The organism is Glaciibacter kafniensis (genome assembly GCF_039538945.1).
GTDB lineage: Bacteria > Actinomycetota > Actinomycetes > Actinomycetales > Microbacteriaceae > Cryobacterium > Cryobacterium kafniensis.
In genome coordinates this window covers 49,140-72,903 of sequence record NZ_BAABCN010000006.1, presented here as the reverse complement: position 1 = coordinate 72,903, position 23,764 = coordinate 49,140, and the positions used below count along the sequence as shown (strand labels likewise).

General features: G+C 63.0%; 32 protein-coding genes and 1 pseudogene. 18 read left to right on the top strand and 15 right to left on the bottom strand.

Going from position 1 to position 23,764, the window contains the following annotated elements; genetic code table 11:
* The first annotated feature begins 246 nt into the window (after positions 1 to 246).
* The 3 genes from ABD791_RS11580 (at position 247) to ABD791_RS11570 (ending at position 2,136) form a co-directional block, all read left to right on the top strand.
* Entirely contained in the window at positions 247 to 606 is a 360-nt protein-coding gene (locus ABD791_RS11580; protein ID WP_345066545.1) for a YidH family protein, read from the top strand.
* Positions 606 to 992 (top strand): DUF202 domain-containing protein, encoded by a 387-nt coding sequence (locus tag ABD791_RS11575; protein WP_345066543.1) that lies wholly within the window; start codon positions 606 to 608, stop codon positions 990 to 992. The genes ABD791_RS11580 and ABD791_RS11575 overlap by 1 nt, the downstream gene beginning before the upstream one ends.
* Before the next feature lie 136 nt (positions 993 to 1,128).
* The gene (locus ABD791_RS11570) at positions 1,129 to 2,136 is read left to right on the top strand and encodes a formylglycine-generating enzyme family protein (RefSeq protein WP_345066591.1); all 1,008 of its coding nucleotides are present in this window, start codon (positions 1,129 to 1,131) and stop codon (positions 2,134 to 2,136) included.
* A 44-nt stretch (positions 2,137 to 2,180) separates the two neighbouring features.
* On the opposite strand, the gene ABD791_RS11565 is transcribed toward ABD791_RS11570, so the two are convergent.
* The 5 genes from ABD791_RS11565 to ABD791_RS11545 all read right to left on the bottom strand — a co-directional run bounded on the left by ABD791_RS11565 (position 2,181) and on the right by ABD791_RS11545 (position 6,797).
* Positions 2,181 to 2,441 carry an HPr family phosphocarrier protein gene (locus tag ABD791_RS11565; RefSeq protein WP_345066540.1) on the bottom strand — a complete coding sequence of 87 codons (261 nt, stop codon included), beginning with the start codon at positions 2,439 to 2,441 and terminating at the stop codon, positions 2,181 to 2,183.
* Between the two features lie 43 nt (positions 2,442 to 2,484).
* On the bottom strand, positions 2,485 to 3,291 hold the full coding sequence (locus ABD791_RS11560; protein WP_345066537.1) for a family 1 encapsulin nanocompartment shell protein: 807 nt from the start codon (positions 3,289 to 3,291) through the stop codon (positions 2,485 to 2,487).
* A gap of 2 nt (positions 3,292 to 3,293) precedes the next feature.
* Entirely contained in the window at positions 3,294 to 3,695 is a 402-nt protein-coding gene (locus ABD791_RS11555; protein WP_425562248.1) for a ferritin family protein, read from the bottom strand.
* A gap of 472 nt (positions 3,696 to 4,167) precedes the next feature.
* Positions 4,168 to 5,886, bottom strand: coding sequence for an HNH endonuclease (locus tag ABD791_RS11550; protein WP_345066532.1), 1,719 nt, complete (start codon positions 5,884 to 5,886; stop codon positions 4,168 to 4,170).
* A 704-nt stretch (positions 5,887 to 6,590) separates the two neighbouring features.
* The gene (locus tag ABD791_RS11545) at positions 6,591 to 6,797 is read right to left on the bottom strand and encodes a hypothetical protein (RefSeq protein WP_345066530.1); all 207 of its coding nucleotides are present in this window, start codon (positions 6,795 to 6,797) and stop codon (positions 6,591 to 6,593) included.
* 99 nt (positions 6,798 to 6,896) lie between these two features.
* Here ABD791_RS11545 and ABD791_RS11540 point away from each other — a divergent pair, with 99 nt between their 5' ends.
* From ABD791_RS11540 to ABD791_RS11530, 3 genes are all read left to right on the top strand, one after another.
* Positions 6,897 to 7,286: a nuclear transport factor 2 family protein gene (locus tag ABD791_RS11540; protein WP_345066528.1), complete on the top strand. Its 390-nt coding sequence runs from the start codon at positions 6,897 to 6,899 to the stop codon at positions 7,284 to 7,286.
* Positions 7,287 to 7,775: 489 nt separating this feature from the next.
* A complete protein-coding gene (locus tag ABD791_RS11535) occupies positions 7,776 to 8,168 on the top strand; it encodes a hypothetical protein (RefSeq protein WP_345066526.1) in 393 nt (130 codons plus the stop codon).
* Positions 8,165 to 8,485 (top strand): winged helix-turn-helix domain-containing protein, encoded by a 321-nt coding sequence (locus tag ABD791_RS11530; RefSeq protein ID WP_345066523.1) that lies wholly within the window; start codon positions 8,165 to 8,167, stop codon positions 8,483 to 8,485. The genes ABD791_RS11535 and ABD791_RS11530 overlap by 4 nt, the downstream gene beginning before the upstream one ends.
* 82 nt (positions 8,486 to 8,567) lie before the next feature.
* Here the strand turns inward: ABD791_RS11530 and ABD791_RS11525 are convergent, their stop codons facing one another.
* On the bottom strand, positions 8,568 to 9,074 hold the full coding sequence (locus ABD791_RS11525; protein WP_345066520.1) for a GNAT family N-acetyltransferase: 507 nt from the start codon (positions 9,072 to 9,074) through the stop codon (positions 8,568 to 8,570).
* Positions 9,075 to 9,611: 537 nt separating this feature from the next.
* Here ABD791_RS11525 and ABD791_RS11520 point away from each other — a divergent pair.
* A complete protein-coding gene (locus ABD791_RS11520) occupies positions 9,612 to 9,839 on the top strand; it encodes an RNA-binding S4 domain-containing protein (protein ID WP_345066517.1) in 228 nt (75 codons plus the stop codon).
* A gap of 165 nt (positions 9,840 to 10,004) precedes the next feature.
* On the opposite strand, the gene ABD791_RS11515 is transcribed toward ABD791_RS11520, so the two are convergent.
* Positions 10,005 to 10,538: an HAAS signaling domain-containing protein gene (locus ABD791_RS11515; protein WP_345066515.1), complete on the bottom strand. Its 534-nt coding sequence runs from the start codon at positions 10,536 to 10,538 to the stop codon at positions 10,005 to 10,007.
* Entirely contained in the window at positions 10,535 to 10,876 is a 342-nt protein-coding gene (locus ABD791_RS11510) for a PadR family transcriptional regulator (protein WP_345066512.1), read from the bottom strand. The genes ABD791_RS11515 and ABD791_RS11510 overlap by 4 nt, the downstream gene beginning before the upstream one ends.
* A 280-nt stretch (positions 10,877 to 11,156) precedes the next feature.
* Between ABD791_RS11510 and ABD791_RS11505 the strand changes: the two genes are divergently transcribed.
* The 5 genes from ABD791_RS11505 to ABD791_RS11485 all read left to right on the top strand — a co-directional run bounded on the left by ABD791_RS11505 (position 11,157) and on the right by ABD791_RS11485 (position 13,318).
* Complete coding sequence (locus ABD791_RS11505; protein ID WP_345066509.1) at positions 11,157 to 11,444, top strand: hypothetical protein; 288 nt, start codon at positions 11,157 to 11,159, stop codon at positions 11,442 to 11,444.
* 248 nt (positions 11,445 to 11,692) lie between these two features.
* A complete protein-coding gene (locus ABD791_RS11500; protein ID WP_345066506.1) occupies positions 11,693 to 12,019 on the top strand; it encodes a hypothetical protein in 327 nt (108 codons plus the stop codon).
* A 5-nt stretch (positions 12,020 to 12,024) separates the two neighbouring features.
* Positions 12,025 to 12,342 carry a hypothetical protein gene (locus ABD791_RS11495; RefSeq protein WP_345066503.1) on the top strand — a complete coding sequence of 106 codons (318 nt, stop codon included), beginning with the start codon at positions 12,025 to 12,027 and terminating at the stop codon, positions 12,340 to 12,342.
* Entirely contained in the window at positions 12,339 to 12,857 is a 519-nt protein-coding gene (locus ABD791_RS11490) for an RNA polymerase sigma factor (RefSeq protein WP_345066500.1), read from the top strand. Before ABD791_RS11495 ends, ABD791_RS11490 begins: the two co-directional genes overlap by 4 nt.
* On the top strand, positions 12,857 to 13,318 hold the full coding sequence (locus ABD791_RS11485) for an oxidoreductase (RefSeq protein WP_345066497.1): 462 nt from the start codon (positions 12,857 to 12,859) through the stop codon (positions 13,316 to 13,318). The genes ABD791_RS11490 and ABD791_RS11485 overlap by 1 nt, the downstream gene beginning before the upstream one ends.
* 437 nt (positions 13,319 to 13,755) lie before the next feature.
* Here the strand turns inward: ABD791_RS11485 and ABD791_RS11480 are convergent, their stop codons facing one another.
* Positions 13,756 to 14,016, bottom strand: coding sequence for a Mu transposase C-terminal domain-containing protein (locus ABD791_RS11480; protein ID WP_345066494.1), 261 nt, complete (start codon positions 14,014 to 14,016; stop codon positions 13,756 to 13,758).
* A 750-nt stretch (positions 14,017 to 14,766) separates the two neighbouring features.
* Positions 14,767 to 15,189, bottom strand: coding sequence for a winged helix-turn-helix transcriptional regulator (locus ABD791_RS11475; protein ID WP_345066491.1), 423 nt, complete (start codon positions 15,187 to 15,189; stop codon positions 14,767 to 14,769).
* Between the two features lie 111 nt (positions 15,190 to 15,300).
* Here ABD791_RS11475 and ABD791_RS11470 point away from each other — a divergent pair, with 111 nt between their 5' ends.
* The 3 genes and pseudogenes from ABD791_RS11470 (at position 15,301) to ABD791_RS11465 (ending at position 17,295) form a co-directional block, all read left to right on the top strand.
* Positions 15,301 to 16,173 carry an oxidoreductase gene (locus tag ABD791_RS11470; protein WP_345066488.1) on the top strand — a complete coding sequence of 291 codons (873 nt, stop codon included), beginning with the start codon at positions 15,301 to 15,303 and terminating at the stop codon, positions 16,171 to 16,173.
* Positions 16,174 to 16,359: 186 nt separating this feature from the next.
* Positions 16,360 to 16,641: pseudogene (locus ABD791_RS21260) on the top strand (DUF1016 N-terminal domain-containing protein); the annotation flags it as partial.
* Entirely contained in the window at positions 16,618 to 17,295 is a 678-nt protein-coding gene (locus tag ABD791_RS11465; protein WP_425562249.1) for a PDDEXK nuclease domain-containing protein, read from the top strand. The pseudogene ABD791_RS21260 and the gene ABD791_RS11465, both read left to right, overlap by 24 nt.
* Here the strand turns inward: ABD791_RS11465 and ABD791_RS11460 are convergent.
* Positions 17,273 to 18,205, bottom strand: coding sequence for a zinc-binding dehydrogenase (locus tag ABD791_RS11460; protein WP_345066485.1), 933 nt, complete (start codon positions 18,203 to 18,205; stop codon positions 17,273 to 17,275). The two genes, ABD791_RS11465 and ABD791_RS11460, sit on opposite strands and share 23 nt — an antisense overlap.
* 125 nt (positions 18,206 to 18,330) lie before the next feature.
* Between ABD791_RS11460 and ABD791_RS11455 the strand changes: the two genes are divergently transcribed.
* On the top strand, positions 18,331 to 18,939 hold the full coding sequence (locus ABD791_RS11455) for a TetR/AcrR family transcriptional regulator (protein WP_345066482.1): 609 nt from the start codon (positions 18,331 to 18,333) through the stop codon (positions 18,937 to 18,939).
* 119 nt (positions 18,940 to 19,058) lie between these two features.
* Here the strand turns inward: ABD791_RS11455 and ABD791_RS11450 are convergent, their stop codons facing one another.
* A complete protein-coding gene (locus ABD791_RS11450; RefSeq protein WP_345066479.1) occupies positions 19,059 to 19,277 on the bottom strand; it encodes a hypothetical protein in 219 nt (72 codons plus the stop codon).
* Positions 19,278 to 19,464: 187 nt separating this feature from the next.
* Here ABD791_RS11450 and ABD791_RS11445 point away from each other — a divergent pair, with 187 nt between their 5' ends.
* Entirely contained in the window at positions 19,465 to 20,181 is a 717-nt protein-coding gene (locus ABD791_RS11445; RefSeq protein WP_345066476.1) for an NADPH-dependent F420 reductase, read from the top strand.
* A gap of 201 nt (positions 20,182 to 20,382) precedes the next feature.
* On the opposite strand, the gene ABD791_RS11440 is transcribed toward ABD791_RS11445, so the two are convergent.
* On the bottom strand, positions 20,383 to 20,859 hold the full coding sequence (locus tag ABD791_RS11440) for a winged helix-turn-helix transcriptional regulator (protein WP_345066473.1): 477 nt from the start codon (positions 20,857 to 20,859) through the stop codon (positions 20,383 to 20,385).
* A gap of 109 nt (positions 20,860 to 20,968) precedes the next feature.
* Between ABD791_RS11440 and ABD791_RS11435 the strand changes: the two genes are divergently transcribed.
* On the top strand, positions 20,969 to 21,493 hold the full coding sequence (locus ABD791_RS11435) for an SRPBCC family protein (RefSeq protein ID WP_345066471.1): 525 nt from the start codon (positions 20,969 to 20,971) through the stop codon (positions 21,491 to 21,493).
* Positions 21,494 to 21,679: 186 nt separating this feature from the next.
* Here the strand turns inward: ABD791_RS11435 and ABD791_RS11430 are convergent, their stop codons facing one another.
* Positions 21,680 to 22,423 carry an RNase H family protein gene (locus ABD791_RS11430; RefSeq protein ID WP_345066468.1) on the bottom strand — a complete coding sequence of 248 codons (744 nt, stop codon included), beginning with the start codon at positions 22,421 to 22,423 and terminating at the stop codon, positions 21,680 to 21,682.
* Positions 22,424 to 22,490: 67 nt separating this feature from the next.
* A complete protein-coding gene (locus ABD791_RS11425; protein WP_345066465.1) occupies positions 22,491 to 23,675 on the bottom strand; it encodes a MarP family serine protease in 1,185 nt (394 codons plus the stop codon).
* Positions 23,676 to 23,764 lie beyond the last annotated feature (89 nt).

Genomic DNA, 23,764 nt, shown 5'->3' with positions numbered 1-23,764 from the left:
GCCGCATCCGCTCGGCGATGCAGCAGTTTCGGTGCAGCAGAAACCGTCCGGATTGCGCAGCTGTCGGCGGAGACCGCACAGATCGTGCGGCATCCGCTGACGCTTGCGGTTTCTGCGACGCGGGCGGCGACAGATGCCGCGACGGATGTTGCGGGGGCGGCCCGCAGACCGGCCGACCGCGTAATCTGGAACCGCGAGCACTGACATCCGCGGGCACAGGCGTCCGTGGGCTCGGAGAGGACGAGAATGACGCTTCGGCGCTTTCCCCAGGCGGTCTATCGACACGGCGAGGAACCCGACCCCCGGTTCACTCTCGCCAACGAGCGCACCTTTCTCGCCTGGATTCGCACCTCGCTGGCACTGATCGCGGCCGGAGTCGCGCTGGAGGCTCTTCAGTTGCCGATCCGGGCAGACTTTCGCCTCTACTCGGCTGGCCTCTTCATCGCTCTCGGTCTCGTCGCCCCCGTGCACGCCTGGGTGAGCTGGATGCGCACCGAACGCGCCATGCGGGAGAGCCGGCCGCTGCCCGCCCCTGCGCTGTCCGGCATCCTGGCCCTCGGCATCGTGGTTGCCGCTCTGCTGATCGCGGCGGGAATGTTTCTCTGATGAACGCGTCACCAGGCCCGGACAGGGTGTTCGATCAGGGCCTCCAGCCTGAACGCACCTTTCTCGCCTGGCAACGCACAGTGCTCGCTCTCGGCGTCGCGTGCGCGGTTGCGGTGAGGTTTACCGCGCCGCACTTCGGGCCAGTTGCTATCGTCGCCGGCATCGGCGGTGTGGGGCTCGCGCTCGCCGCGTACATTGCAGTGCGCTACCGCTATCGGCGCACGCACACCGCGCTGACCCAGAGCGCTCGGCCCGAGGCCGAGGCCGAGACCGTGACTGACGCGCTGCATTCAGTCAGCGCCTGGCCGATCGCCGCAGTTGCGGCGTCGACGCTGCTACTCGGGGTCTTGGCAGTGTTCTTTCTGTGGGGCGGTATCCAGCTGTGACCGAGGGTGTAAATGTGCATGAGAACGAACAGCTGACGACGGAAACAAGGAATCGATGACTGACTCAACGACTGACTCAACGACTGACACGCCCGAATCGACTCTCGCCTCAACTCCCGAACCAGCGGATACGGCGATGATCGTGCTGCCCGGCGGGAGCTACCAGCGCGGATCCACCGACTTCTATCCTGAAGAGGGCCCGGTGATGGCGGTCGACGTCGCACCGTTCGAGTTGGATCGCGCTCCCGTCACCAACCGGCAGTTCGCCGAATTCGTTGCCGCAACGGGGTATGTCACCGTCGCAGAGCGGATGCCTGACCCGGCCGACTATCCCGGCGCGAACCCGGCAGACCTCGTGCCGGGCGCACTGGTGTTCACCCCGACGCCCGGCCCGGTGAACCTGGGGGACTGGCGGCAGTGGTGGGCTTGGGTGCCCGGCGCGACCTGGCGGCATCCGTCTGGCCCAGAGAGCTCGATCGCCGAGAAAGATGGCCACCCGGTGGTGCAGATCGCCTACGAGGATGCCACGACGTTCGCGGCCTGGGCAGGCAAGCGTCTGCCGACCGAGACCGAGTGGGAGTATGCCGCGCGGGGTGGCCTCGACGGCCGCATCTACATCTGGGGCGATGAGCCGCAGGATCCCGCGAATCTGCGGGCAAACTCCTGGCAGGGAAACTTTCCGTACCGCAACACCGGCGCGCGCGGCTGGGTCGGAACCTCGCCGGTCGGCAGCTTCGAGGCCAATGGTTTCGGACTCGTCGACATGTGCGGCAACACCTGGGAGTGGACGAGCGACTTTTATGCGTCGAACCATGTGCCGGTCGCCCCGGCTGTGCCCGTAAATCTGGCTGTGCCGGTCGAGGTGACGCTGGCGGCGGGCCCGGCGGACGTGGCTGACGAGGCGAACGGCTCGGGCGGATGCGGTCCCACCTGTGCGTGCGGACCCAGCGATTCCGGCTCGCGGGCGGCGGCGGCCAGTGCTGAGCCGGGCTCAACCATTCCGCGTCGGGTATTGAAGGGCGGCTCGCACCTCTGCGCGCCGGAGTATTGCCTGCGCTACCGGCCGGCCGCGCGCTCGCCGCAGGCCGAGGACACCTCGACGACGCACATCGGTTTTCGCTGCGCGCGTTCGCTCGCGTACTGAACCCAACGCACTCTGCACGGCGTTGGTGCCGCCGACAGCGTCAATCAGTTGTCGAGATTCTTCTCGATGAGGGCGGCCAATTCGGCCAGGATGCGGGCGGCCTCCTCACCCTCAACGGTCAGGGTGACCTCTTCGCCGTGAGCCACTCCGAGCGACAACAATGCCAGCGTGCTAGTCAGATTCACCTGCTTCGACCCGAGCTTGCTGAGCGTGACGCTGGCCCCGCTGTCGCGTGCGGCCGTCGAGATGATGGCAGCAGGTCGCGAGTGCAGCCCGGAAAGTGACGCAACGATTACGTGTTGCACGCAGAAAGAGATGGCAACTGACGGCAACGGATGCCGCGCGGCACTACTCGGCGGCCAGCGCGATCGCTGCCTCCGGCGTGGCCACCCGGAAGCTGAAGGTCTCCTCCAGGTAGAGGTGCACGTCTTCGGTGTCGTGGTAGTCGTACCCGACCGAGAGGTCTTCCCCGCATTCGAAAAGGAAGTCTCCGCCGCGGAGGCTCAGCACGACACCGCCGCGAACTCCGGGTGCCCAGACGATCGGCCCGCCGAGGATGCGCCGGACATGGTCGAAGAGCGGGTACCCACCGTGTTCGGTGGTTTCGATGATCGCCGTGTAGTGGGCCGGACCGACGGCCAGGCCGTAGGGGCCGCTCACTCCGCTGCTGAGCAGCACCTCGACGGCTTTGGCCACCCGCTCGGGGTAATCGTTGAAATCCTCGACCCGGGCGACCGCTTCGTGCGGGGACGCCTCGGTGATGCCGGTGATCCCGGCCGCCGGCCAGCCGTGGAACACCGCGATGTTCTCGGTGAGGGCGATGTGCATGGCCGCCTCGTCGAGATCGGTCAGATCGGTGTCGGCCGCCCCGCGGTCGAAGTTGAGCAACTGCTCGCGCGACACGCTGAACCCGGCACGCACCTCGGTGAGCGGCAGTATCAGGCGGCGGCGGGCGGTCACCGCCTCAGCAGGAACGGAGGCGAGGGACTCAACCCTGCCGAGGTTCGTGGACGAGTACTGCCAGCCGTGCGGACCGGAGAAGTCGACGAGCTTTCGCGCTCCGAGGGCGGCGATGAGGCGCTCCTTCGCTTCGGCATCCAGTAGCGCCCAGCCGCCGTCTGAGATGGGGGCATGGCCCCGCAGTAGATGATCCATGCTCACCGCTCGTGTCCCTTGAGGCTGCCGATTCCGAGAGACGAGTCGGCAGCAGAGACTGCGCTCGCTGCCACATCCGTTGCCCCACCCGACCCGGCCGCGGCCTCCGCGGCCTCGCCGTTCTCGACGATGTCGCCGTCTTGGAACAGGATGCCGCGCGCCGTTTCCCGCCAGATCGGCTTCTGCCTCAGCAGAAACTCCAGGTCCATGCTGAAATGCTTGAATTCCTCACCCAGCGAGTCGGCCATGATCGCCTTTGACGTCTCATCGGGCTCCAGCGACATCCGCTGCTCGTACCAGCCGATCGCCTCAGCCTCTTCGGTGAGATTCGCGCACATGCGGGCAAATGTACGGGTCGAGGCGGACAACTCCGCCGGGGGTTCGTGATACTGGTCGAAACCCATCAGAACGTCCTTTCGACGGCAAGTTTCTTTGACACTACGCCCGCGGCGGGACACTTCATAGCCTGCAGATGAATGAGCAGTGAGCATCACGTCGAACCACCTTCGAGGGTCATTCACGTGCGTATCGTTGCCAACGTCTTCCTGTCAGCCGGAAAGTGTACGTCAATGAAAAGGAGCAGATCATGCCGAACTTGAATGTCACCTATGGCGATATGCGGGATGCCTCGACATAGCCCTGGCACGTTCACGCGGGTGCCGGGAGGCCGCCACCACGCTGTAATGGGCTTGCGACGAGCCGTTAGAACAAAATGCGCAACAGGTCTTCAGGGCTTGCTTCCGCCGTTTCGTCGCTGGCTTCGTCACCGCTTTCGTCGTCGGCTTCGTTGTTGGCTGTGTCGCGGCGGGGGTGCCACCCGTGGTCCAACCCGGCCCCTCCCGTGTCGCGCGGATCGGAACAAGCCCGGAAGGTTCCTTAGAACGGCGGCGGTTCCGGTTCGCGGGGCAGCGATTCGGTTGGCTGCTCGGCGTTTGATGGTTTGGTTCGACGGGAGTCGGTGTCAGGAGGCGCTATTTTGGACGATTCGGCTGAGCTGAAATCGCTGCTGGGAAGTGTCGTGTCGGGCTGATCGGTGCTCGAAACAGTCGGTTCGAGTGGTTTCGTGTTCGGGAGCCCGGCGTTGGGCAGGCTGGTGCCGGGGAGGTCGAGTGCGGGCCAGGTGGTGTAGACGCGTCCGGTGGGTGAGGTCCAGTCGATGACGCCGTTGCCGCGGCCGATGGGGTTCCAGGTGCTGGCGTGTTTGAGCCGGTGGCACGCTGTGCAGAGACACGCGAGGTTGTTGGCGTCGGTCGGGCCACCGTGCGCGAAGGCGAGGGTGTGGTCGATCTCGGCCGTGGCGGCGGGTTGCCCGCAGTTCACTCCGCGGCAGGTGCCATCACGGGTCTGCAACCACATCCGGAGGTCTTTGGGCACTGTGTAGTGCTCCCGGCCCAGGGAGAGCGGCACCCCGGTCTCCGGATTCACCATCAACCGCAGGAACGACGGCGCCTTCGCGCAGAGTTCTCGTGCGGTATCGGGATCGATCGGCCCGTAGCCGTCGAGGGTGGCGGGTTCGTCGCTGAGTCCCATCAGGGTGAACACCGGCACGGTGACGATGACGGTGGGGCGGATGCCGCGGCGTGCCTTCCGGCGGCGAGACTTCGTGCGCTGTGTGCCGCTCCCGGTGGCACCGGCGCCGGTTCCGCTGGTTGCGCCGGAACCGCCGGCCACGTCGTCGAGGATGCTGTGGAGTTCGGCGGTGATCTCGCCCGGCTCGAACAGTTCCCCGTCATGCAGCAGCTCGACGGCGACATCCGCCCGCAACTGGGTGAGGGTGCGCGGTTCGGTCGGGCCCTGCCGGCGGCGGGCGGCGGCGTCGACTCGGTTGAATGCGGCTAGCACGTCCGCGGCCGGTCCGAACAGGTTCAACCAGGCCATCCCGTCGGGAGCCGCTTCAAACGCCAACCGGCGCTCCGCCAGCGCGGCGCGTTTGCGGGCGGTGATGGAGTCCGGGTGCATTCGCTCCCGCAACGCGATCGCCTTCCGCCGCAACTGGGGGGCCGGCAGCCGGAGCGCATCGGGCAGCAGAGCCTGCTCAAATGCGGCCCGTACCTCGGGCGGCAGCGTGCGCGCCTGGTCCATGATCACCTGAGCGTGCCGGTAACTGATCGACCCGTTCTCCAACGCCGCCAGGGTGGCGGGGAGCTCGTGCACGAGGGTCTGGCTTTCGTCGATCAGATGCGACGCGGTCGGAGTGGGCATGTTGAACCGCGCGCTGACCTCCCGGACGAAGATCAGGTGCGCCCATTCCGCCCGCTGCGAGTCGGACTGCGTCGGGTTGTAGAGCACGTACTCGTCGGAGACCCGCGACCACATCCGGGCCGCGTCAATCGCACGGGCCCAGTGCCCCGCACGCATCGCCGTGAGCTTCTGATCGTCAACGGCCACATCGAGGTACTGGTTGAGCCGGGCCGTGTAGCCCTCCACCAGCCTCGGGCCGTCCTCCGGGTCGTCGGGCAGCGGGCCGTCGACGAACCCGGGAAAGTCGGCCAGGCTCATGCCCAGGCAAAACTCCATCGGGTCAAAATCACCACACACCCCGAAGTCATCCTCGTCGGGTACCCGTGTGTCTTGTAACAGCTCCAGCTGATCCATATCTTCAGCTAACCGGACACCACCGACACTGCAGCCCAATTCGGGACGGGGGTTGACAACTGGGATTCGAGCCTGATTTCCGCCCGGATTGGTGCGGCTCGACGTCGGTGTCCCGTCTCATCTAACGTGAGGTCGACGTGGCCGGCATGTCGCTGCTGACTCAATTGTGGTGACACAGAATTCGACCGTTTGTCTCGTTTAAGTTGAGCCGATTGAAGGGCCATGTCCCTTTCAGAACCCGCCTGCGACTCAGCAGAACGATCGAATTCTGCGGCGCAGACGTGACCAAGTGTTGTTGCGTTTGGCGCTCGGTCATCGGACTTAATGTCGGGACACCCAAACGGGCACTGTCGTAATCCGGCGTGCTCAGAATCTGTGATTCCGGGGAGTGTCCGATAGGCGTCCGGCATGCGGGCATGACGCGGGGCATCGGCGAGTAGCCTTGCGTCAGCTCACGTGCGCCGCTCGACGTCCGGCCTATGGACGCGATCCGATCGTGACGATGCTCTCGATCGGCGTCAGCACCAGACGACACCGCCCGAGATGCGCGGCTTCCCGGTCATTCAACGTGCGAACCGGGACATCGGCCGTGCACCATCAGTATCACCTCGGTGTCGAATAGTACACACGGCCGCTACCGCGTGAGCACGGGTCCGGATCGATAACTGGACGGCTCGCCTGGCCGTGAACTCGCATCGGAAGAGCTAGGCCTCGGCCGCGGGTTCCTTGGGCGCACCGCTCATCGTGCATGAGGTGAACAGACCCGTGGCCGGGTCGTGCGTCAACCACGACGCGATCGCATACGCGACTTGGGAGGGCAACAACTGGTCGAACCCCGTGAAGATGGCGTCGAGACCGAGTCCTGCATGCGCAATCCGCCACGCCCGGCTCTCCACTTCCGTGTGACCCACGTTCCGAGGATGCGCCTCCAGGACTACCGATCCTGGGGATGGCCAGGACCGCGCGCTGTTCGTAGAATCGCAGCATATATACCAGCAGGGAGAACGATCATGGAACATGAAAACGCCGCACTGATGCATCGGGTCGACGAGGCCCTCCGCACTGGCGACTTCCCCGGCTTCCTCGCGATGCACGCCGACGATGTCGTGATGCACGTGCCCGGCACAGGCCCGTTGGCTGGCGATCATGTCGGGCGCGAGGGTATCGCCGCCCTCTTTCAGGAGGAGCTGTCGATGCTCGACGGCCCGCCCGAAATGGTTCCCCTGGACGCCCTCGGCAGCGATGACCATGCCGCATCCATCATGATGCAGCGCATGCATCGCAACGGTCACGATTACGAGGGCCTACAGGTCGTCGTCGCGAGGGTGCGCGACGGGCACTTGGCCGAGGTCTGGTTCCGGCCGCAAGACCAAGTGGCATTCGACGACTTCTTCGCCTGAGCCAATCGCGCCCCTCGGACTGGGATGCCGCCCGCCGTGCCACGGAGAAGCTGTCCGCTGAGCAGCGAGACGTCTCGGACGGTGTGAACACCACCTCTGAAGTGTGGCAGTATACGTTCCGCTTGCGGGCACATTCGCTCCGCGCATCGACTCGAGCCGAGGCGAGTCACGCTTCAAAGCGCCCGCTGGCCGCCCCTCTGTTGCACCACCATAGGTCGCGACCTCGGGCGGCTCGTTGACTTACTCTGTGACGCAGAGTAACTTGCTCTACAACGCAGAGTAAACAATCGACGGGGGCCTCAAGTGACGACTATCGAAGTACTAGAAACCAGGGTGCGTGCTACTCGGCGGGTGGCATCGTTGCCGCTCGTGGTCATTGGAATCGCGACAGTCGTAGCTACTGTCGCTCCTCTATTCGGAGACCTCGGACGTGTAGTCGTTTTCTTCATCGTCCCGGTGGCCGCGATCGCATTCTGGGTTGTAATGAAAATGACAGCAACGCGCGCTGGCCTGGGAATGGGGCGCGAACGCTACGGGTTGATCGCACTGATTGTCGTGGTTGTGTCCCTCACTCCACTTATTTCTGTGCTCCTCGGCCCAGCGTTTCTTCTCGGGGTTCTGCTGCTTGCAGCCGGTTGGCGAGCCGAGGATCGCCGACAGTGGATTAGCGGACTTGTGCTGGCCGTCGCCTCTCCGTTGCTGAGCTACTCGTTCATTCAGAATCAGGTTTATGTCGTTGAGCGCGCAATTACAGGCTGGAACTGGTTCACCGACATGACGGTCGATGATGCCGTTCTTGCACTCTTGGGTGTGGGTCTCCTGGCTCTCGGACTCCGCCAGTTCCGACGCGAGAACGTCGCCCTTCGCCGGCGTTCGGAATGAGCCCACCGGAAGGGGGAAATCCCTTTGATCTCAACGAAACAATCCATCAACGATCGCGGCTCGGCATCATGACGGTGCTGCGTGAAGCGGGCGAGGCGGACTTCGCGTTTCTCAAGGAGAACCTTGACCTGACCGACGGAAATTTGGGTAGGCATCTCGAAGTCCTCGCCGCAGCTGGCTACGTTTCAACGCGGCGAGGCTACGACGGAAGACGTAGCCGCACCTGGGTTCGGCTGACACCGCAGGGATCCACAGCCCTGCAGATTGAGATCGAGGCACTCCGGACCATCATCAATCGTGCTGACGAAACCAGCTGAGTAGTATCCGCTGGCCGTTCCTCATACGGAAAGCCCGCTTCGCGACAAGCTCTGTCCGTTCGTTGACGTCTAGCTCAAGGGCTTAGTCGTGGAGGACTACTTGGTAAAGGTTGTGGTCTTGCCATTCCCCGGCGATTTGTAGGTACCGTGGAGCCATCCCGATCTGCCGGAATCCCGCCTTCAATAGCACCCGTTGCGAGCCGGCATTGTGCAGGAGCGTGCTGGCCTCTATGCGGTGAAGTCTGAGCTCGTCACGCGCCGTTTCGACGATCAACTGAACTGCCGCAGAGGCAAGCCCGCGTCCCGCGTAGGAGGTATCGACCCAGTAACCTAGCCCAGCACTCTGGAAGGGTCCGCGCACAATTCCGGCCACGTTGAACCGGCCCACGAGGGTATCGTCGGCAAACAAACCCAAGGGATAGCCCTCGCCGGATTTCACCGCAACAAGGCGGTTGGCAATGTCCGAGGCTTGCCACGCCTCCGTGTAGTACTCCTCGGGACGCACCGGCTCCCACGGAGAAAGATACTCACGGTTGCGCACATACGCAGCGGCAAGCGCCGGCGCATCACTCGAGCGCAGTATGCGCATGCTGACATTTTCACTAAGTTGACGAGGTTCAAACACCAATCAACAGTACCCGCCGCCTACCCCCGCTATCATGCCCGGTCAGGGTTCCTTCATGGGGCTGGTGGCGCAAGAGTTGGCTGACAGGCTGACCGCATTGTCCCGCTGAAAGACGAGCGTAACGTTCGATAGATTCTTGGTATGGGATCACCCAAGCAACGCGCAGCCGCGAGAGCGGAGCGGCGGGAATTGGCAGCCGCTGCTCTTGCTGCTGGATGTACGAAGGCTGTGTACGTCGACCAGGCCGCCGGTCGACGCGGCCTCGAATCGTTCATGAAAAAGAGGCCCACCAGCCCTCCGATGAGGGTGCATCCGTGCGATATCTGTCAGGCGTGGCATCTCACCTCTAAGAATGTTGGCGGTAAGAAACTTCCTTGGGATCGAGACCCCGACTGGACACGGCCCGCTAAGTAATCCAAAAAAGGCGCGTAGAGGTCAGATCGCCGGTGCGCCGTGGACGATCGGTTTAGGAGCCGGCGCATGGACGACTAACATTCGGGGATGACCAACCCGGCTCACATCGACGACGTCGCGATCGGTGGTGAGGCCATTCGCCTCGGGCAGTTCCTGAAATACGCTGGACTCCTCGACTCCGGTGGAAACGTGAAAGAGGCCATCATCGACGGCCTTGTGGCCGTGAACGGCGAAGTTGATCGCCGACGTGGAAGGCAGCTGCACCTCGGCGACATCGTCAGCTTCGATGGACGCAGGGTTCGCGTCTGCCCGTGAGTGGACGGCGCGAACTGGGACAGGGACCACCGAGCGCAGAACCGTTGATTCGCGGTTGAGGATCGCGTGGGCGGCGCGGGCTGTCCGGCGAAGCGTTCGCGTTGAGGGTCCGGCTTGCGGGCACATCCGCACTTGCTGATTGTCCGCGTTCTTGGCGTCAGATGACTATGGCTCCAGTGGGACAGCAGGCGCGGGCATGTCAGCTATTGGGTCGCCCACCGCGACGAGGGTCAGCCCTACGACGAGAGCAACTGCGAGAACCAATGCAGAGACAACGATTGCTGCGCGAGTGAGAGGCTTGTTTGCTTGTGCTGCTTTGAGATGGAATCCAGCGGCTACCAACGTTCCAAGCGCAAGGGGAATCGCGAAGTAGAAGAACGGTATGAGGATGACCATGCTCAAGATCGAAGTGACCAGCGCAGTCAAAGCGAATGGATCGCTGGGCTTCCGGCCGTTAGTTTCCATTTGCGGAGCAGGGGTCATGGCCCCGGCGATGTCAGCCGGGCTCCCCAGCTCGAGGAGCACCCGCTTGGTTTCCCCGTCAGACGCATCCGCCGACAGTGCCTGGTCAAGATGCGATTGAACGGCAACGATCGTCTCAGCTCGCTCCCGGGGATCACACCCAGTCAGGGCAAGTTCTAGTTCTCGAATGTATGCGTCGACAAGTGAGTTACCAGTCGTTGTTTTCTTTGCCATCATGAGGACTCCTCCAAAACGGTTTGAACATCCTTACTGAACGGACCCCACGCTGATCGAAATGCTTCCAGCGCCAGATGCCCGGCTTTTGAAAGCTTGTAGTACTGCCGAGGGGGTCCACTGGAAGATTCCTCCCAGTAGGTCTCGACTCGCCCCTGGCGCTTCAAGCGTGACAGCAAGGGATACAAGGTTCCTGCACTTGCGAAAAGCGCCCGATGTCGAGCGAGTCGTTGAGCTAGTTCAAGCCCATATGCGGGGCCGGCGCACAATTGGGCCAGAACGCAGTACTCGAGCACACCCTTGCGTAGCTGTATGAGTAAGCTCTCCGGATTGTCCGTCATAGCGCCAGATTAGCAGCTAGCGTGCATTGATAGGTACCTATCAGTGCACATTGATATTCTTCGATACCCGAGTCCCGTTGCGTTTAGCTTTCGTGCGCAAAACCTAGGTTGAATGCTTCCTGGTAGGTGACTTGATCAGGCGAAGCATCGCCTACACGTTCAGGATTCCCGGTCAACGTTCTGCTTGCGGGCGCCATGTGCTTCGCGAACGTCCGTAGCGAATACCGGAGATCATCTCATCGAATACACCTCGCTTCTCTGCATGCGACATACTTCTGGCATGGAAGAAGTAGCTGCCGACACCTCGCGTGAGCCACGAACACGAAGCTGGGCAGTGCAGGCTCTTCTTGCACTGCTCACACCGCTTGCAGCGATCATCGTTGCGCTCGTGTTTGCTGGCTTGTTCGCCCCGTGGGGACTGTTCGTACCCCTAGCACTGGCAGTTTTCAACGTTCTTCGACTTGTCAAAGGAATCTCTGTCTACGGCCCGGCCGCTGGTCGTATCACGCTGGTAGCGCTGAACGCAGCGCTGGCGGCGCTGTCGGTAATCGGGCTTGTCAACGCATAGCGTTATCCGACTCTCCTCCGTGACCGCTGGTAGGTGCGTTCGGACTTTGGTTGTCCCGCACCGTGTCCATTTCGTCTCCTGAATCGATCACTGAGTCACCGATATCGCGCCAGGGCGGGGCACTGCTGGGCTCTCGGCCCCCGACGGGTGAATCCGAGACTTCGTCTCGGCGGAGAATATCCCTTTGCCCAGACGTTTCGGGTTCGGTTGGACATGTACAGGGTGTAACCGATTTTTTGGAGATCATCATGAGCATGACCCCGGGCAGGGAACACCTCGACGAACTGCTTGACCAGTCGATCCCTCGAACCACTCCGATCACGACCGACGTCGCGGATGAGATCATGCGCCTCCAGGTTGCCGCCGCAGCGTCTGTGGGTAGTTCATCGCGCCGACGTCGGTGGCGGCCTGTGGCCGCCGGGTTCGCGGCGGTGCTGTTGGCGGGCGGAGTGGCGACAGCAGCCGCGGCTGCGACAGGCCAATGGACGCTCCCGTGGGCAACCAACAACGCTGTTGCTTCGTTCAGCTTCACGCTGCCAAGTGGTTTCGAATGCGAGCAACGCATTGCGGCGTGAGGGGTATGAAATCGGACGAGATCGCTGCTGTCGAAAGCTTTTACCGTCATGCAGACTTCAAGGCCCTTCTCAGCGACGAAAGAATTGACGCAACGATTGCCTATCGCAGGACACGGGAGGCACTGTTCAGGAATCCGGATGGGTCGACCGAACCCGCTGGCTTTGGCACCAAGCACTACAGCGCAGACAAGGAATATCAAGACGCGGTCTGGGATGTCGTCGTCACGGCGATGGATGCCGATCTTGCCCGGCAAGGTATCGACGGAATCGACACTGACTTAACGCTCCAAGCCGAATTGAGCTGCCCGGGTGCCCCCAAGTGACGCGCAAGGAAAAAGCATCCGCACACCTGACGGCCGCTCTCGAGCGAGATGCCGCCGACATACTGCGATACCTCGAACGCCGGCTTGGGACCGACGATGCCGCTGACGCGCTTTCCGAGGTGATGATGGCTGCATGGCGCCGCGCCGAAGCGGTGCCGGCCAACGCCGAACAGGCACGTATGTGGTTGTTCGGCGTCGCGCGCAATGTGGTGGCGAACTCCGAGCGCGGTGAACGTCGACGGTCGAATCTCGCAGAGCGGCTGCGTGGGACGCTGGCAGCCGCACAAACCGGGGGCCGACCTGCAGACGCAGGCATCGAGGTGCGAGACGCCATCGCGCGTCTCTCACCCGACCAGGCTGAACTAGTGCGTCTAATCCATTGGGAAGGCTTCACCGTCGCTGCCGCCGGCGCGATCCTCGGCATCCCCGCATCGACCGCCCGAACCCGATACCAACGAGCACGGGCCGACCTCAAAGAAGCGCTGTCCACCGGGCACGGTTCGCGGCAGAACTAGTGGAGGCGGTCGCGGATGCAGTCGGAGGCGGGCGCGTGGGGATGCGGATCTCACCATCGCATGCCATTCACGATGTGGTCGAGAACTCAGCTGAGGATGTCGGGCACACTTACCTCGACCTCGTGCGGCGGATCGTGCCGTTCGATATTGCGTATCTCAGCATCCTGCATTCAGAGCCTAAGGGGGAGCTCGTACAAGCCCTCCGGCGTGAGTTCAACGGCCCCATGATTATCAACAGCGGGTTCTCGCGTATGACCTCTCACGAAGAAGCGAAGGACTACATCGCGGATGGAATTGCCCATGCCGTCGCTGTCGGACGTCCTTTCATTGCTAACCCGGACCTTGCGCACCGCTGGCAGGAGAAGCAGCCCGTGCTCAATGACTTCGACCCGAGAAGCTCCTACGGCACGACCGCAGCCGGGTACATCGACTACCCGTCACTGACACAGGTAAACGCTTGACAAGCTAGACATCACCTCCGTCCGGGCTCTCTATCTGACCGTAGGCTAAGTCCGCGACCCAGAGAAACGGTCCCGCGTCGAATCCGCAACCCCGTTCACCCTGCAATGAACACTGGTCGCAAAAGGAGTAGCGGTTTTCGGCTTCGGTGACGAGTAAGTCGCCCCCTCGACGAGGGCGGGCATCCCATTCAAGTCTTCGCCCCGCCCTGGTTGCAACTAGCCCTCACCGCGATTGTGCTGCCGGGGGTCATCGCACTCGGCAGCTGACTCACCGCGAGGGGAACTCGGGTGCGATTCACGAGCCGAAGTGCCATCGACTGACCAACCGCCCGAAGGTAGACGTTGTCGCCTAGCTAAGGCGTGCAAAATTGTCGCCGAAGGAACCAGACGGTGATCAAGTCAAAATGTGCCCGCAGAGGGTTCCGCTTGCGGGCATCTCACCTCAGCGTGGACGCGAGTGTGAAGTTTGGCGCTCTTTGGCGGTGTTCTGTGATCGCTTTTTCGATGTCGCGGAGGCTGAGGCGGAGGTTCGGGTGGGCTTCATCGATGGCGGTGCAGATGAAGGTGTCCCGGTCGTAGACGCGGATCTCGGAGATGTCTCGGGGGTCATACCGGATGGTGATGGTGTGCCCGACGAACGGGGCAAGAGTCGGAGCGAGGTAGCGCTGGCCTTGGAAGTGGATGCCGTCGCGCTGCACGACCCGTTCTTCGGAACAGTAAGGAGCAGTCCGTCGAGTTCTTGAAGACTGTCGGGCATCCTGGGCAGCCAGCCGTCGGCGACCCACGCGTCTCGCGGTGAGATCCCCAACTCACTATGGACTCTGTCGTTGTAGGTGCCGATGAATTCGCCGATCGCCCGATCGAGCCCTGCGAGATCGAGGACGGGTTGTGGCGTCCGGCTGCCGGGTCCGAGGTGGCCGGGTAGCGCGGCCAGAAGCTCAGTGTTGATGGTGCCGGAGAACCGCTCGATCTTTCCCCGTCCCGGGGGTCGGCCGACGGTCGAGTGGATGATCCTGACGTGCAGGGCGAGAGCGGTCCGCTCGGGGTGGTGGCTGATGAAGTCGGAGCCCACGTGCAAGATGTCGGGGATACCACAGATCGCCCAGGCGGGGTCTGTTTTCCGCCAGATCGCCTGCCGGAGGGCAACGGCAGTGTTGATGGCTGAGGGGCGCCGGTGAAGACAATGTATCCACAGATCGCGCGGGAGTAGTCGTCCATCACGGTGGTCAGCCACGGCCGGTCAGGTTTCCCGTCGGCGCCGACGACCGGGCCATTCTGCCTCAGAAACCGCTAGAAGCGGCGGAGCAAAGACACTTTGCGGTAAGACATGATTCCGAGACAAATCGCCTCCCGGAAATCGGCCCCTTTTCCTCGCGGCTCGGGAGAGGTTTTGCGTGCCTCAGAAAGCTTTAGCTTTTCGAGGCAGCCGCGCAAGCGACTGGCTTCAGCTATCGCGCATCGTCGAATAGTGCTTGATGCGCTGAGACTTCATCGCGGTGAGTCTCGGACCAGAGCTTAAGTTGCCGGACCATCTCGTGAAGGGATAGTCCAAGGCTGGTGAGGTCGTAAGTGACAGTCACGGGAACGGTAGCGGTCGCCGTCCTCGCGATCAGCCCGTCGCGTTCGAGCGTTTTCAGCGTCTGCGACAGCATTTTCGGACTCACCCCCGCGAGGACCCTGGCCAGCTCGGAATACCGCATTGGGCGCGGCTCCCCGTCACATTCCGGACCACTCCCCAGCGCGGACAGAACCAGAGTCACCCACTTGCCGGATACCTGGGCCAGCAACTGCTGACTCGGGCACGCCGCGAGGAACGCGTTGTACTGCGTTTTCGCTTCGGTCTTCTTCTCTGCCGCGGTCATCGTTGCCATGGAGCCTCATCCGGGTATCAACGCACTTTAAAGTAACTACTTCCCGATGGGTAGCAGCTCCTTCAGGATGGTGGACATCACATTGTTCCGCAAGTACTGAAAGGCACATCCATGAGCAGCACCACCCCTGACCTGCCCGGCGGCACCTGGACCCTTGGCGACACCACCGTCTCTCGCTTCGGATACGGCGGCATGCAGCTCGCCGGCCCGTGGGTCGTCGGCCCACCGAAGGATCACGATGCAGCCCTCGCCGTCCTCCGTCATGCGGTCGAGAGTGGGATCACCCACATCGACACTGCGGAAACCTACGGGCCCCGGGTCGTCAACGACCTGATCCGCGAAGCCCTTCACCCATACGCCAAAGATCTCTTTATCGCGACTAAGGCCGGCGGACGCCGCGACGCCCAGGGCGGCTGGCCGTCGGCACGGAAGCCCGACGAGCTGCGTGCACAGATCGATGACAACCTTGAAACCCTCGGGGTTGACGTTCTCGACCTCGTGCACCTTCGCCTCGGTGACGCCAACGGGCCGGTCCCAGAACAGATCAGCGAAGCGTTCGAGACCCTCGTCGACCTACAGCAGCAGGGCATCATCCGTCACCTCGGCGTCAGCAACGCCACTGCCGAGCAGGTCCAGCAAACGCAGTCGATCGCGCCGATCGTGTCCGTGCAGAACATGTACAACCTCGCCAACCGGTGGGACGACGCTCTCATCGACCGCCTCGCATCGGAAGGCATCGCTTACATTCCCTTCTTCCCGCTGGGCGGTTTCACCCCGCTGCAGTCCGACGCGCTTTCCGCCGTCGCCACACGCCTTCGCGTGGCCCCGATGTCGGTCGCTTTGGCATGGCTGCTGCACCGCTCCCCGAACATCTTGTTGATTCCGGGAACGTCCTCTGCGGCTCACCTCCGTGAAAACATCATCGGCGCCGCACTGACCCTGTCCGATGCCGACCTTCAGGAACTCGACCAGATCACCGTCTAGCGGATGCAGGTGGCATGGCGGGGCCCGAGCGCCGAACGCGCCGTGCCTCGTTGTGATGCCGCCCGAACGCATCCGTTCCTCGCCGCAGCAGTCCAAGCTCGCGACATCCCGGGATAACAAATGCACGCCATTTACTGATCAACTCCACACCAGTTATGGTCGCGAGAGAATGGGGGTGAGCAGGGTTGGGGCAGCGGAGTCATCAACCGTCTGTCACGGGATCTGCGACTGGAATTCCCTCACATGACGGGGTTCTCACCGAGCAACCTTCAGTACATGCGCAAATTCGCTGCGGACTGGACTGCCGCGACACCAATTTCCCAGCAGCCTGCTGGGAAATTGGCTTGGGGCCACATCATGGTCCTCCTCGACAAACTCGACGATGTCGAAACTCGCGACTGGTATGCCGCGGCAGCCGTGAAAAACGGCTGGTCCCGCAACGTACTGCTCAACCAGATCAAGAACCGAACCCTCGAGAGAACCGGCGCCGCGCCCTCGAACTTTAGTGCCGAGCTGGAACCGGCTGACTCCGACCTGGCCAGGGAGATCGCCAAAGACCCATACGTGTTCGACTTCCTTGAGCTGACAGCGGAAGCCGCCGAACGGGACCTGGAACAAGCGCTGATGGAACGCATCGTCGACACCCTTCGAGAACTGGGCACAGGCTTCGCATTCGTGGGACGGCAGGTCCACTTCGACGTAGCCGGCGATGACTTCTATCTCGATTTGCTGTTCTTCCACATCGAGCAGCTGCGGTACGTTGTCATCGAATTGAAAACCGGGAAGTTCCAGCCAGATCATGCCGGCAAGCTTGGTTTTTACGTATCGTTGGTCGATGACCGGCTTCGCAGGGAGGCCCACGCGCCCACGGTTGGCATACTCATCTGCGGTGACCGAAACGATCACACGGTCCGTTACGCGCTCGGCCGTTCCGGCTCTCCGATGGCTGTGTTGACCTACACGTACGACTCGCTGCCGCCTTCCGAAAAGAATGCGCTTCCCGATGCCGACGAACTCGCGTCGGCTCTTACGGGCATCTCACGCCCGAGCGCTCTGGGGAACCCGCGCTCTTGGGCGGGAGTGTCCGATAGGCGTCCATCTAACGGGCGCGCGTGGGGGTGAGCACGATCCGTCCGAACACTGAACCGGAATCCATTTGGCGGTGGGCCTCGGCAGCGTTTTCGAGAGGCAGGACGTCGTGCACCACGGGGTGCAGCTCGCCGCGCACAGCCTCAGCAAACTTCTCAGCTCGGATTGCGTCGCGCATCGCGAACGGGACCGTGTCGAGGCTGAACGTCGCGAACGAGCGCGACTGCTGGAACGCGAGCATCAGGCGCATCCCAAAATCCGCTGGCGGCAGCCCGGCGACCACGCCCACGGAGACCATGCGGCCGTTCGGTGCGAGTCGGTCGATGAATGTCGGCACATCGGCGCCGCCAACGATGTCGATGATGACGTCGAAGGTGGTCGGTGATGCGGGGTCGCCCTTTCCGGCGCGATCGAGCACGTGCGTTGCGCCGAGCCCGCGGAGTCGGCGGCCGCGTTCGGGAGAGGATGTGGTGACGGCGACGATGCTTGCTCCGCCACGCACGGCGAGCTCCACCGCAGCGATGCCGATGCTTCCCGCAGCGCCGCGCACGAGCACGGACTCGCCGGGTGCGAAGTGAGCGTGGGCGAGTGCGAAGTGGGCGACGGGTGCCGCGCTCCCGAGCGTCACCGCGTCGATCGATGACAGTTCGTCGGGGAGCAGCACGAGGTCGCCAATCCGTGCCACGGCCTGTTCGACGTAGCCACCGTCTGTACCGGTGAACGCCCACACGCGCTGCCCGATCCAGGAGGGATCGACATCCGCTCCGACTGCTGTCACCGTGCCAGCGACCTCGCTGCCGGGGATCAGCCCCTCACTGAACCCGTAGCCGCCGAGGGTGCCTCGGCGGATTACCGCATCAACACCACCGACCCCGATCGCCTCCGTTGCGATGGTCACCTGGCCGGATGCCGGACTCGGTTCGGGAACATCAATCACCGCCATGCCGCTCGGGTCCCCGAATTGTTGAATCGCTACTGCTTGCACATTGTCTCCGTCTCGTCGTCTGAACCTGCGGTACTCTCAGGACAGTAACGGACACCCCCGTCCACTTATCGGAAGTGAGATCAATGACCGAGCGATTGACTCACGTGCTCCGCTCCGACGCGCAGGACAACCGCGAGAGGATCCTCGAAGCCGCGCGCTCCCTCTTCTCGGAGCGCGGCCTCGACGTGCCGATGCGCGAGGTCGCTCGCCACGCAGAAGTGGGACCCGCGACCCTCTACCGCCGATTTCCGACGAAGCAGGCGCTGATCGACGAGGCTTTCGCCGACGAACTCGCATCGTGTCGTCGCATCGTGGAGGACGGTTGTGCGGACCCTGATCCGTGGCGGGGCTTTTGCTCGGTAATCGAACGTCTCATTGTGCTCAATGTCCGCAACCAAGCCTTTGTCGATGCCTTCATGTCTGCCAACCCGGAGGCGGTGATGTTCTCCCACCATCGCACCGCACTGCTGAACCTGCTCGCCGGGCTCGCCAGTCGCGCGCAGCGTGTCGGTCGGCTCCGTCACGACTTCACGATCGACGACCTCGTGCTCGTTCTGTTGGCCGGGCGGGGACTCTCACCGGCTTCCGCCCTGCCCGGCACGCGCGAAGCCGCAGCACACCGCTTCGCCGCTCTCGCGATCGATGCATTCCGGGAAGCCAACACAAACAGTACCCTGACGCAGAAGTTATGACTCGTACGCAATTAAGCGCGGTCTGCCCAGCCCCGTGGGATTGGCCAGCGCTGTCTATCCCATACAACGTTCGTCTAGCGTGCGTCGGAGCGCCGTCTAGGCTCGCGACTGTTGGGGTCTCACCTGCTCTTGCGGCCGTGCCCTGGCCGACGTAGGCCGAGCACAATCAGGATGATGCCGACGATGGCGAGGATGAGACCGATGGAAAGCCACGTGCGGCTTCCTGTCATGAAACTTCCCGGGATCAGATTCATACCCTGCCCGGCCCACACTCCACCAAGAATCAGAGCGATCACGCCGAAGGTGATCAGGGCGATGCGCCCGGTACGACTAGTCACGTTTCCCAACGTACCCGCGACCGTCTCACCCGTCGCCGGTAGAAGTTCCTCTTGCGCGGACTCGAGCGACGCCCGCGAGTTACGCGTGAAGGGAATCATTGCGGCTGAGGTCGGGTTCAAACCTAAGGAGTGTCGCTCGGTAGCCGGCTGGCACCCTGACCATTGAACTTTATCGAAGGGAATGCGCATGCCGACATTGGGAATCATTGGAAGTGGGAACATTGGATCGGCGGTCGCTCGACTCGCCGTTGCGTCGGGTATGAACGTGGTCCTTGCGAACTCCCGCGGACCTGAATCCCTCCGTGACCTCATTACAGAGCTCGGACCACTCGCCAAGGCTGGCACAGTCGAAGAAGCGGCCAGCAACGGAGAGGCGATTGTGCTCTCCATTCCACTACTCGCGGTCAAGGACCTACCTGCCGGACTGCTCCGCGACAAACTTGTGCTGGACACGAGCAACTACTACCCGTTCCGCGACGGCCGGGTCACGCAACTCGATAGCGAGACCGTGACGGCAAGCGAGCTGGTGCGTGGATGGCTCGCGGGAGCCCGCTATGTCAAAGCATTCGGCAATATCCTCGCCCACCACATCCCCCTCCTTTCACGTCACAGCGGTGCCGCCGACCGCTCCGCCCTCCCCATCGCGTCCGACGACCGCGAAGCAAAGCATGAAGCGGCTGTGCTCATTGACCGGCTCGGCTTCGACACAGTCGACGCCGGCACGCTCTCCGACAGCTGGAAGTTCGAACCCGAGTCCGGAGGCTTCACGCGCATCTACCTCGCGGATTCGAACACTCCCGATGACCAGCTTCTTTCCTCCGAACCCGGCCCGACATCAGCAGATCAGGTCAATGCCGCGCTAGCATCGGCCACTCGTGTGAAGGTCGCCGACCGCGTCTTCTGAGTTTCTCGCACTTTCTGTGCGGGACGAGATCGCGGTGTGGGCCGTGCTTCTACGAACATAGCAAGTGGGCAGGTCTACTTGTTTGCCGATCCTCCATGGAGCCACGGGACGAACTGTCAGTTCCGGTTTGGGTTCGGCTTACGGGTCAGGATTGAGAGAGCGGGTGGGTCCGCGACGAATCCCACCGGCCGCGCGGTTCGATCAGCTCGCGCGGGTTCCTCCGCGTCGCTCCGCCAGGTAATCGACGGGCATACCGGGGCCGATGCGAATGGTGATCTCCTCCGCGGGCACAATGCCACACGCCTCGCATGCAACGACGGCGTGCGCCGCGCCGTCGTGACAGGCGGCGTGTCGATACAGAATCGGCGGTTCGATAGGAGAGGCCCACGCGTCGCCCCACTCCGTGAGGGCGATGAGCGCGCCAGCGAGGGCGCGACCCTTGGTCGTGAGGATGTAGTCGGCTGAGCCTTCGCGCTCCATGATGCCGCTGGCCACGAACGATTCCAGTCGCGATGTGAGCACATTGGTCGCGATCCCGAGATTGTGCTGGAAGTCGCCGAAGCGCGTCACCCGAGCGAACAGGGCGTCGCGGATGATGAGCAGGCTCCACCGCTCGCCGACGAGCTCGAGTGATCGTGCGATCGAGCACACCTGGGTGTCATACGCCTTTCCCAACATGGCTCAACTCTATCACTTGCATGATGCAAGCAACTTTCATTACATTGACTTGCATCACGCAAGTCAACCAAGTCTCCTCTTCGAGAGAGGCGCGCAAAGGAGCAGAACAATGACCGCGAACTTCACCACGACGATCACCGTTGATACCACGCCGCGAAAAGCGTTCGATGCGATTAACGACGTCACCGGATGGTGGGGGCGGATCACGGGTTCGACCGCCGCAGTTGGCGACGAGTTCGTCTATCTCGTCCCCGGGTTGCACTACAGCGGATTCCGAGTCACCGAGATCGTCGCGGAGAGACATATTGCGTGGCTCGTCACCGGCAGCTACCTCGACCCCACCATCGACAAGCAGGAGTGGACCGGCACGACCGTTCGGTTCGGCATCGATGAGATCGACGGCACAACGCAGATCACTTTTACCCACGAGGGACTCAAGCCCGAGCACGAGTGCTACGAGTTGTGCTCGAACGCGTGGAGCATGTTCGTGAACGGCAGCCTCAAAGCGTTCATCGAAACCGGGGAAGGCAAGCCGTACTCATTTGACGGCGACGAGGCACTCACTGCCGCTGATCATGCAGAGCTCCACGATCAGGCGGCCGAAGCAACCGCACTCGCAAGCAACGCAAGCTGACGTGAACCAGGGGCCCGAGAGCAGCAATCACCGCCGAGCCCCAGCAACGTCGGTCCAGCGAGTCGCACCGTGCTGGCCCACGGTATCGACTCGGTTCCGATATGTTCACGCACCGTGAACACCAGGGTGGAGACCCACGTCTAATCCGCGGGGGAAAGCGGCAATCGCATGCGAACCGATGGAACCCTAGATCAAGCTGCGCAGATAGTCTTCGCTGCTCACGCCGCGCGCGGCAGCCTTCTTCGTCAACGCGGCGAACTCCGGACGGCTGAGTTTCAGTGTCACCGTGTGCTCTGAAGTCAGCGGTTCAGGGGAACCCAGGTCGTCGAAATCGAAGAGTCCCGGATGCGACGGGGCAGCAGCCTGCTTCGTCGCAGCCTGTGCCGCCGACTGAGTAGCAGGAGCCGATGCAGTGGCAGGTGAGGCGGCCGAGCGCGCAGCGGCAGGTCGCACCGCGGGGGTACCACCCTTGGTCCAACCCGGCCCCTCCGGAATCGGCGCCTTGCGCTGGAACGCCTCCGACACAGCGCGAGCGCGGGAGTCGGCCGCCTCATTGAGCGGATGGTTGGCGTGCCCCTTGACCCATTCGAAACGGTATTTGCGCCCGACCAGAGCCTCGTCGATCTCCTGCAAGAGTTCGAGGTTCATCACTGGTTTTCCGTCGGCCTTGCGCCAGCCCTTCTTCTTCCACCCCGGCATCCATTTGGTCACCGAGTTGATCACATACTGGCTGTCGCAGAGCACCAGCAGATCGTCGTCGAGGTGAGCAGTCGCCCGAAACAGTTCGAGCACAGCCTTGAGCTCGCCCTGATTATTTGTGGCGTGCTTCCAGCCACCGGCCGCCCAACAGGAGTCATCGACGTACCAGGCCCAACCTGCCGGGCCGGGGTTGCCGAGAGCCGAACCGTCGGCGGCAGCGGTGATTGTCATGCGAACCTCTCACTCGTAACCCCACAGAACAGGGTTCCCTCCAGTGTGCCAGGTGAGACGGATGCGCTCAGCCGCGCACGCAGCTCCCCGACGACACCGGCTCGCTCAGGCCAGCAGCCTGATCGACGACGGGGGAGACTTCTCGCATTCCCAGGGCATAGCCGACGTTGGGGGTCTGAGCCGACTTTGCGAAGACGACTCCGACGACGTGCCCGGTGTCGGAGAGCAGGGGGCCGCCCGACTCGCCCTGCTGAATGTCTGAGGCCAGCGTGTACACCTCGCGGGCGCTCAGGCTTTGGGAGGTGGTCTCCTGCAACACCAGAGGGCCGAGCGCGATCACCGTGGCCGGGTCTGCGACGAAGGGGCCGCCGAATGGATAGCCGGCGGCGACCCCGATCCCGCCGGGGGCCAGGTTCTTGCCGAGGTTTAGCGCCGGGGTGTTCAAGCCGGGGACAGCGATGACGGCCAAGTCGACGGCGGCATCGAAGTAGACGATGGTTCCCTGCAGCACTTCACCGTCTGGGGATTCGACGACGGGTTCGGTGACACCGGAGACGACGTGCGCGTTGGTGACGATCCGCCCGGGCGCCGCGACGAATCCGCTGCCCGACTGGTTCTGGCCACAGGCGAAAGCGTTGCCGGTGATGCGCACCACCGACTTCACCGCCGTCGCCACGTCGGGGTTGTCGATCGCCTGATCGGGAAGGATGGGGGCCGGGCCGTCGAAGACATCCGTGATGAGCGGAAGGCCCTCGGCGACAGCGACAGAGCGCAGCTGGGCGAGCCAGCTCTGAATCGGGTCAGGGGTGACCGAATTGATGGTGCGGATCACGCCCGAGGAGGCGATCGTTGTCGAGACGCCGGGAATTCCGAGAGTGCCAAGACTGAACGCGAGCATCGACATGGCGAGGGCTGTCGCCACGAGGGTGAATGCCGCGCCAAGCAGGCGATCGAGCCAGCCGAGCACGCTCTTGCGCGCACGTCGGCCGATGCGGCGACCGACCGACAGGCCGAGCGAAAGCCCGCCGAAGACCAGAACGATGACGGCGGCAAGCGTCGCCGCAGCGCGCCATTCGGGCGCCGGCACCCACGAGCCGACGAGGGGAACGACAAGATAGGCGGCGAAGGCGCCGAGAACGAGTCCGACAATGCCGCTGATGCTGCGCAGCAGACCGTTGCTGTAGCCGTTGAAGAACGCGGCAACGAGCACGAGAAACAGCAGGATGTCGATGATGAGGAATCCGTAAATCATCAGGTTCCTCTCGATGGTTCTGACGGGGTTCTGCGTCTGTTGTGACGCAGTTCTACGTTTGTTCTGGCCGGTGCGACGCAGCATACGCG

Bases quoted from the DNA above. Each gene is read 5' to 3' on its own strand.
- ABD791_RS11440 (WP_345066473.1), bottom strand. From the start codon at position 20,859: ATGTTGGGAAAGGCGTATGACACCCAGGTGTGCTCGATCGCACGATCA.
- ABD791_RS11460 (WP_345066485.1), bottom strand. From the start codon at position 18,205: ATGGCGGTGATTGATGTTCCCGAACCGAGTCCGGCATCCGGCCAGGTG.
- ABD791_RS11550 (WP_345066532.1), bottom strand. From the start codon at position 5,886: ATGGATCAGCTGGAGCTGTTACAAGACACACGGGTACCCGACGAGGAT.
- ABD791_RS11425 (WP_345066465.1), bottom strand. From the start codon at position 23,675: ATGATTTACGGATTCCTCATCATCGACATCCTGCTGTTTCTCGTGCTC.
- ABD791_RS11560 (WP_345066537.1), bottom strand. From the start codon at position 3,291: ATGGATCATCTACTGCGGGGCCATGCCCCCATCTCAGACGGCGGCTGG.
- ABD791_RS11510 (WP_345066512.1), bottom strand. From the start codon at position 10,876: ATGACGGACAATCCGGAGAGCTTACTCATACAGCTACGCAAGGGTGTG.
- ABD791_RS11435 (WP_345066471.1), top strand. From the start codon at position 20,969: ATGACCGCGAACTTCACCACGACGATCACCGTTGATACCACGCCGCGA.
- ABD791_RS11495 (WP_345066503.1), top strand. From the start codon at position 12,025: ATGAAATCGGACGAGATCGCTGCTGTCGAAAGCTTTTACCGTCATGCA.
- ABD791_RS11470 (WP_345066488.1), top strand. From the start codon at position 15,301: ATGAGCAGCACCACCCCTGACCTGCCCGGCGGCACCTGGACCCTTGGC.
- ABD791_RS11575 (WP_345066543.1), top strand. From the start codon at position 606: ATGAACGCGTCACCAGGCCCGGACAGGGTGTTCGATCAGGGCCTCCAG.
- ABD791_RS11530 (WP_345066523.1), top strand. From the start codon at position 8,165: ATGAGCCCACCGGAAGGGGGAAATCCCTTTGATCTCAACGAAACAATC.
- ABD791_RS11455 (WP_345066482.1), top strand. From the start codon at position 18,331: ATGACCGAGCGATTGACTCACGTGCTCCGCTCCGACGCGCAGGACAAC.
- ABD791_RS11535 (WP_345066526.1), top strand. From the start codon at position 7,776: ATGACAGCAACGCGCGCTGGCCTGGGAATGGGGCGCGAACGCTACGGG.
- ABD791_RS11555 (WP_425562248.1), bottom strand. From the start codon at position 3,695: ATGGGTTTCGACCAGTATCACGAACCCCCGGCGGAGTTGTCCGCCTCG.
- ABD791_RS11540 (WP_345066528.1), top strand. From the start codon at position 6,897: ATGGAACATGAAAACGCCGCACTGATGCATCGGGTCGACGAGGCCCTC.
- ABD791_RS11430 (WP_345066468.1), bottom strand. From the start codon at position 22,423: ATGACAATCACCGCTGCCGCCGACGGTTCGGCTCTCGGCAACCCCGGC.
- ABD791_RS11515 (WP_345066515.1), bottom strand. From the start codon at position 10,538: ATGATGGCAAAGAAAACAACGACTGGTAACTCACTTGTCGACGCATAC.
- ABD791_RS11445 (WP_345066476.1), top strand. From the start codon at position 19,465: ATGCCGACATTGGGAATCATTGGAAGTGGGAACATTGGATCGGCGGTC.
- ABD791_RS11570 (WP_345066591.1), top strand. From the start codon at position 1,129: ATGATCGTGCTGCCCGGCGGGAGCTACCAGCGCGGATCCACCGACTTC.
- ABD791_RS11520 (WP_345066517.1), top strand. From the start codon at position 9,612: ATGACCAACCCGGCTCACATCGACGACGTCGCGATCGGTGGTGAGGCC.
- ABD791_RS11475 (WP_345066491.1), bottom strand. From the start codon at position 15,189: ATGGCAACGATGACCGCGGCAGAGAAGAAGACCGAAGCGAAAACGCAG.
- ABD791_RS11505 (WP_345066509.1), top strand. From the start codon at position 11,157: ATGGAAGAAGTAGCTGCCGACACCTCGCGTGAGCCACGAACACGAAGC.
- ABD791_RS11500 (WP_345066506.1), top strand. From the start codon at position 11,693: ATGAGCATGACCCCGGGCAGGGAACACCTCGACGAACTGCTTGACCAG.
- ABD791_RS11525 (WP_345066520.1), bottom strand. From the start codon at position 9,074: ATGCGCATACTGCGCTCGAGTGATGCGCCGGCGCTTGCCGCTGCGTAT.
- ABD791_RS11580 (WP_345066545.1), top strand. From the start codon at position 247: ATGACGCTTCGGCGCTTTCCCCAGGCGGTCTATCGACACGGCGAGGAA.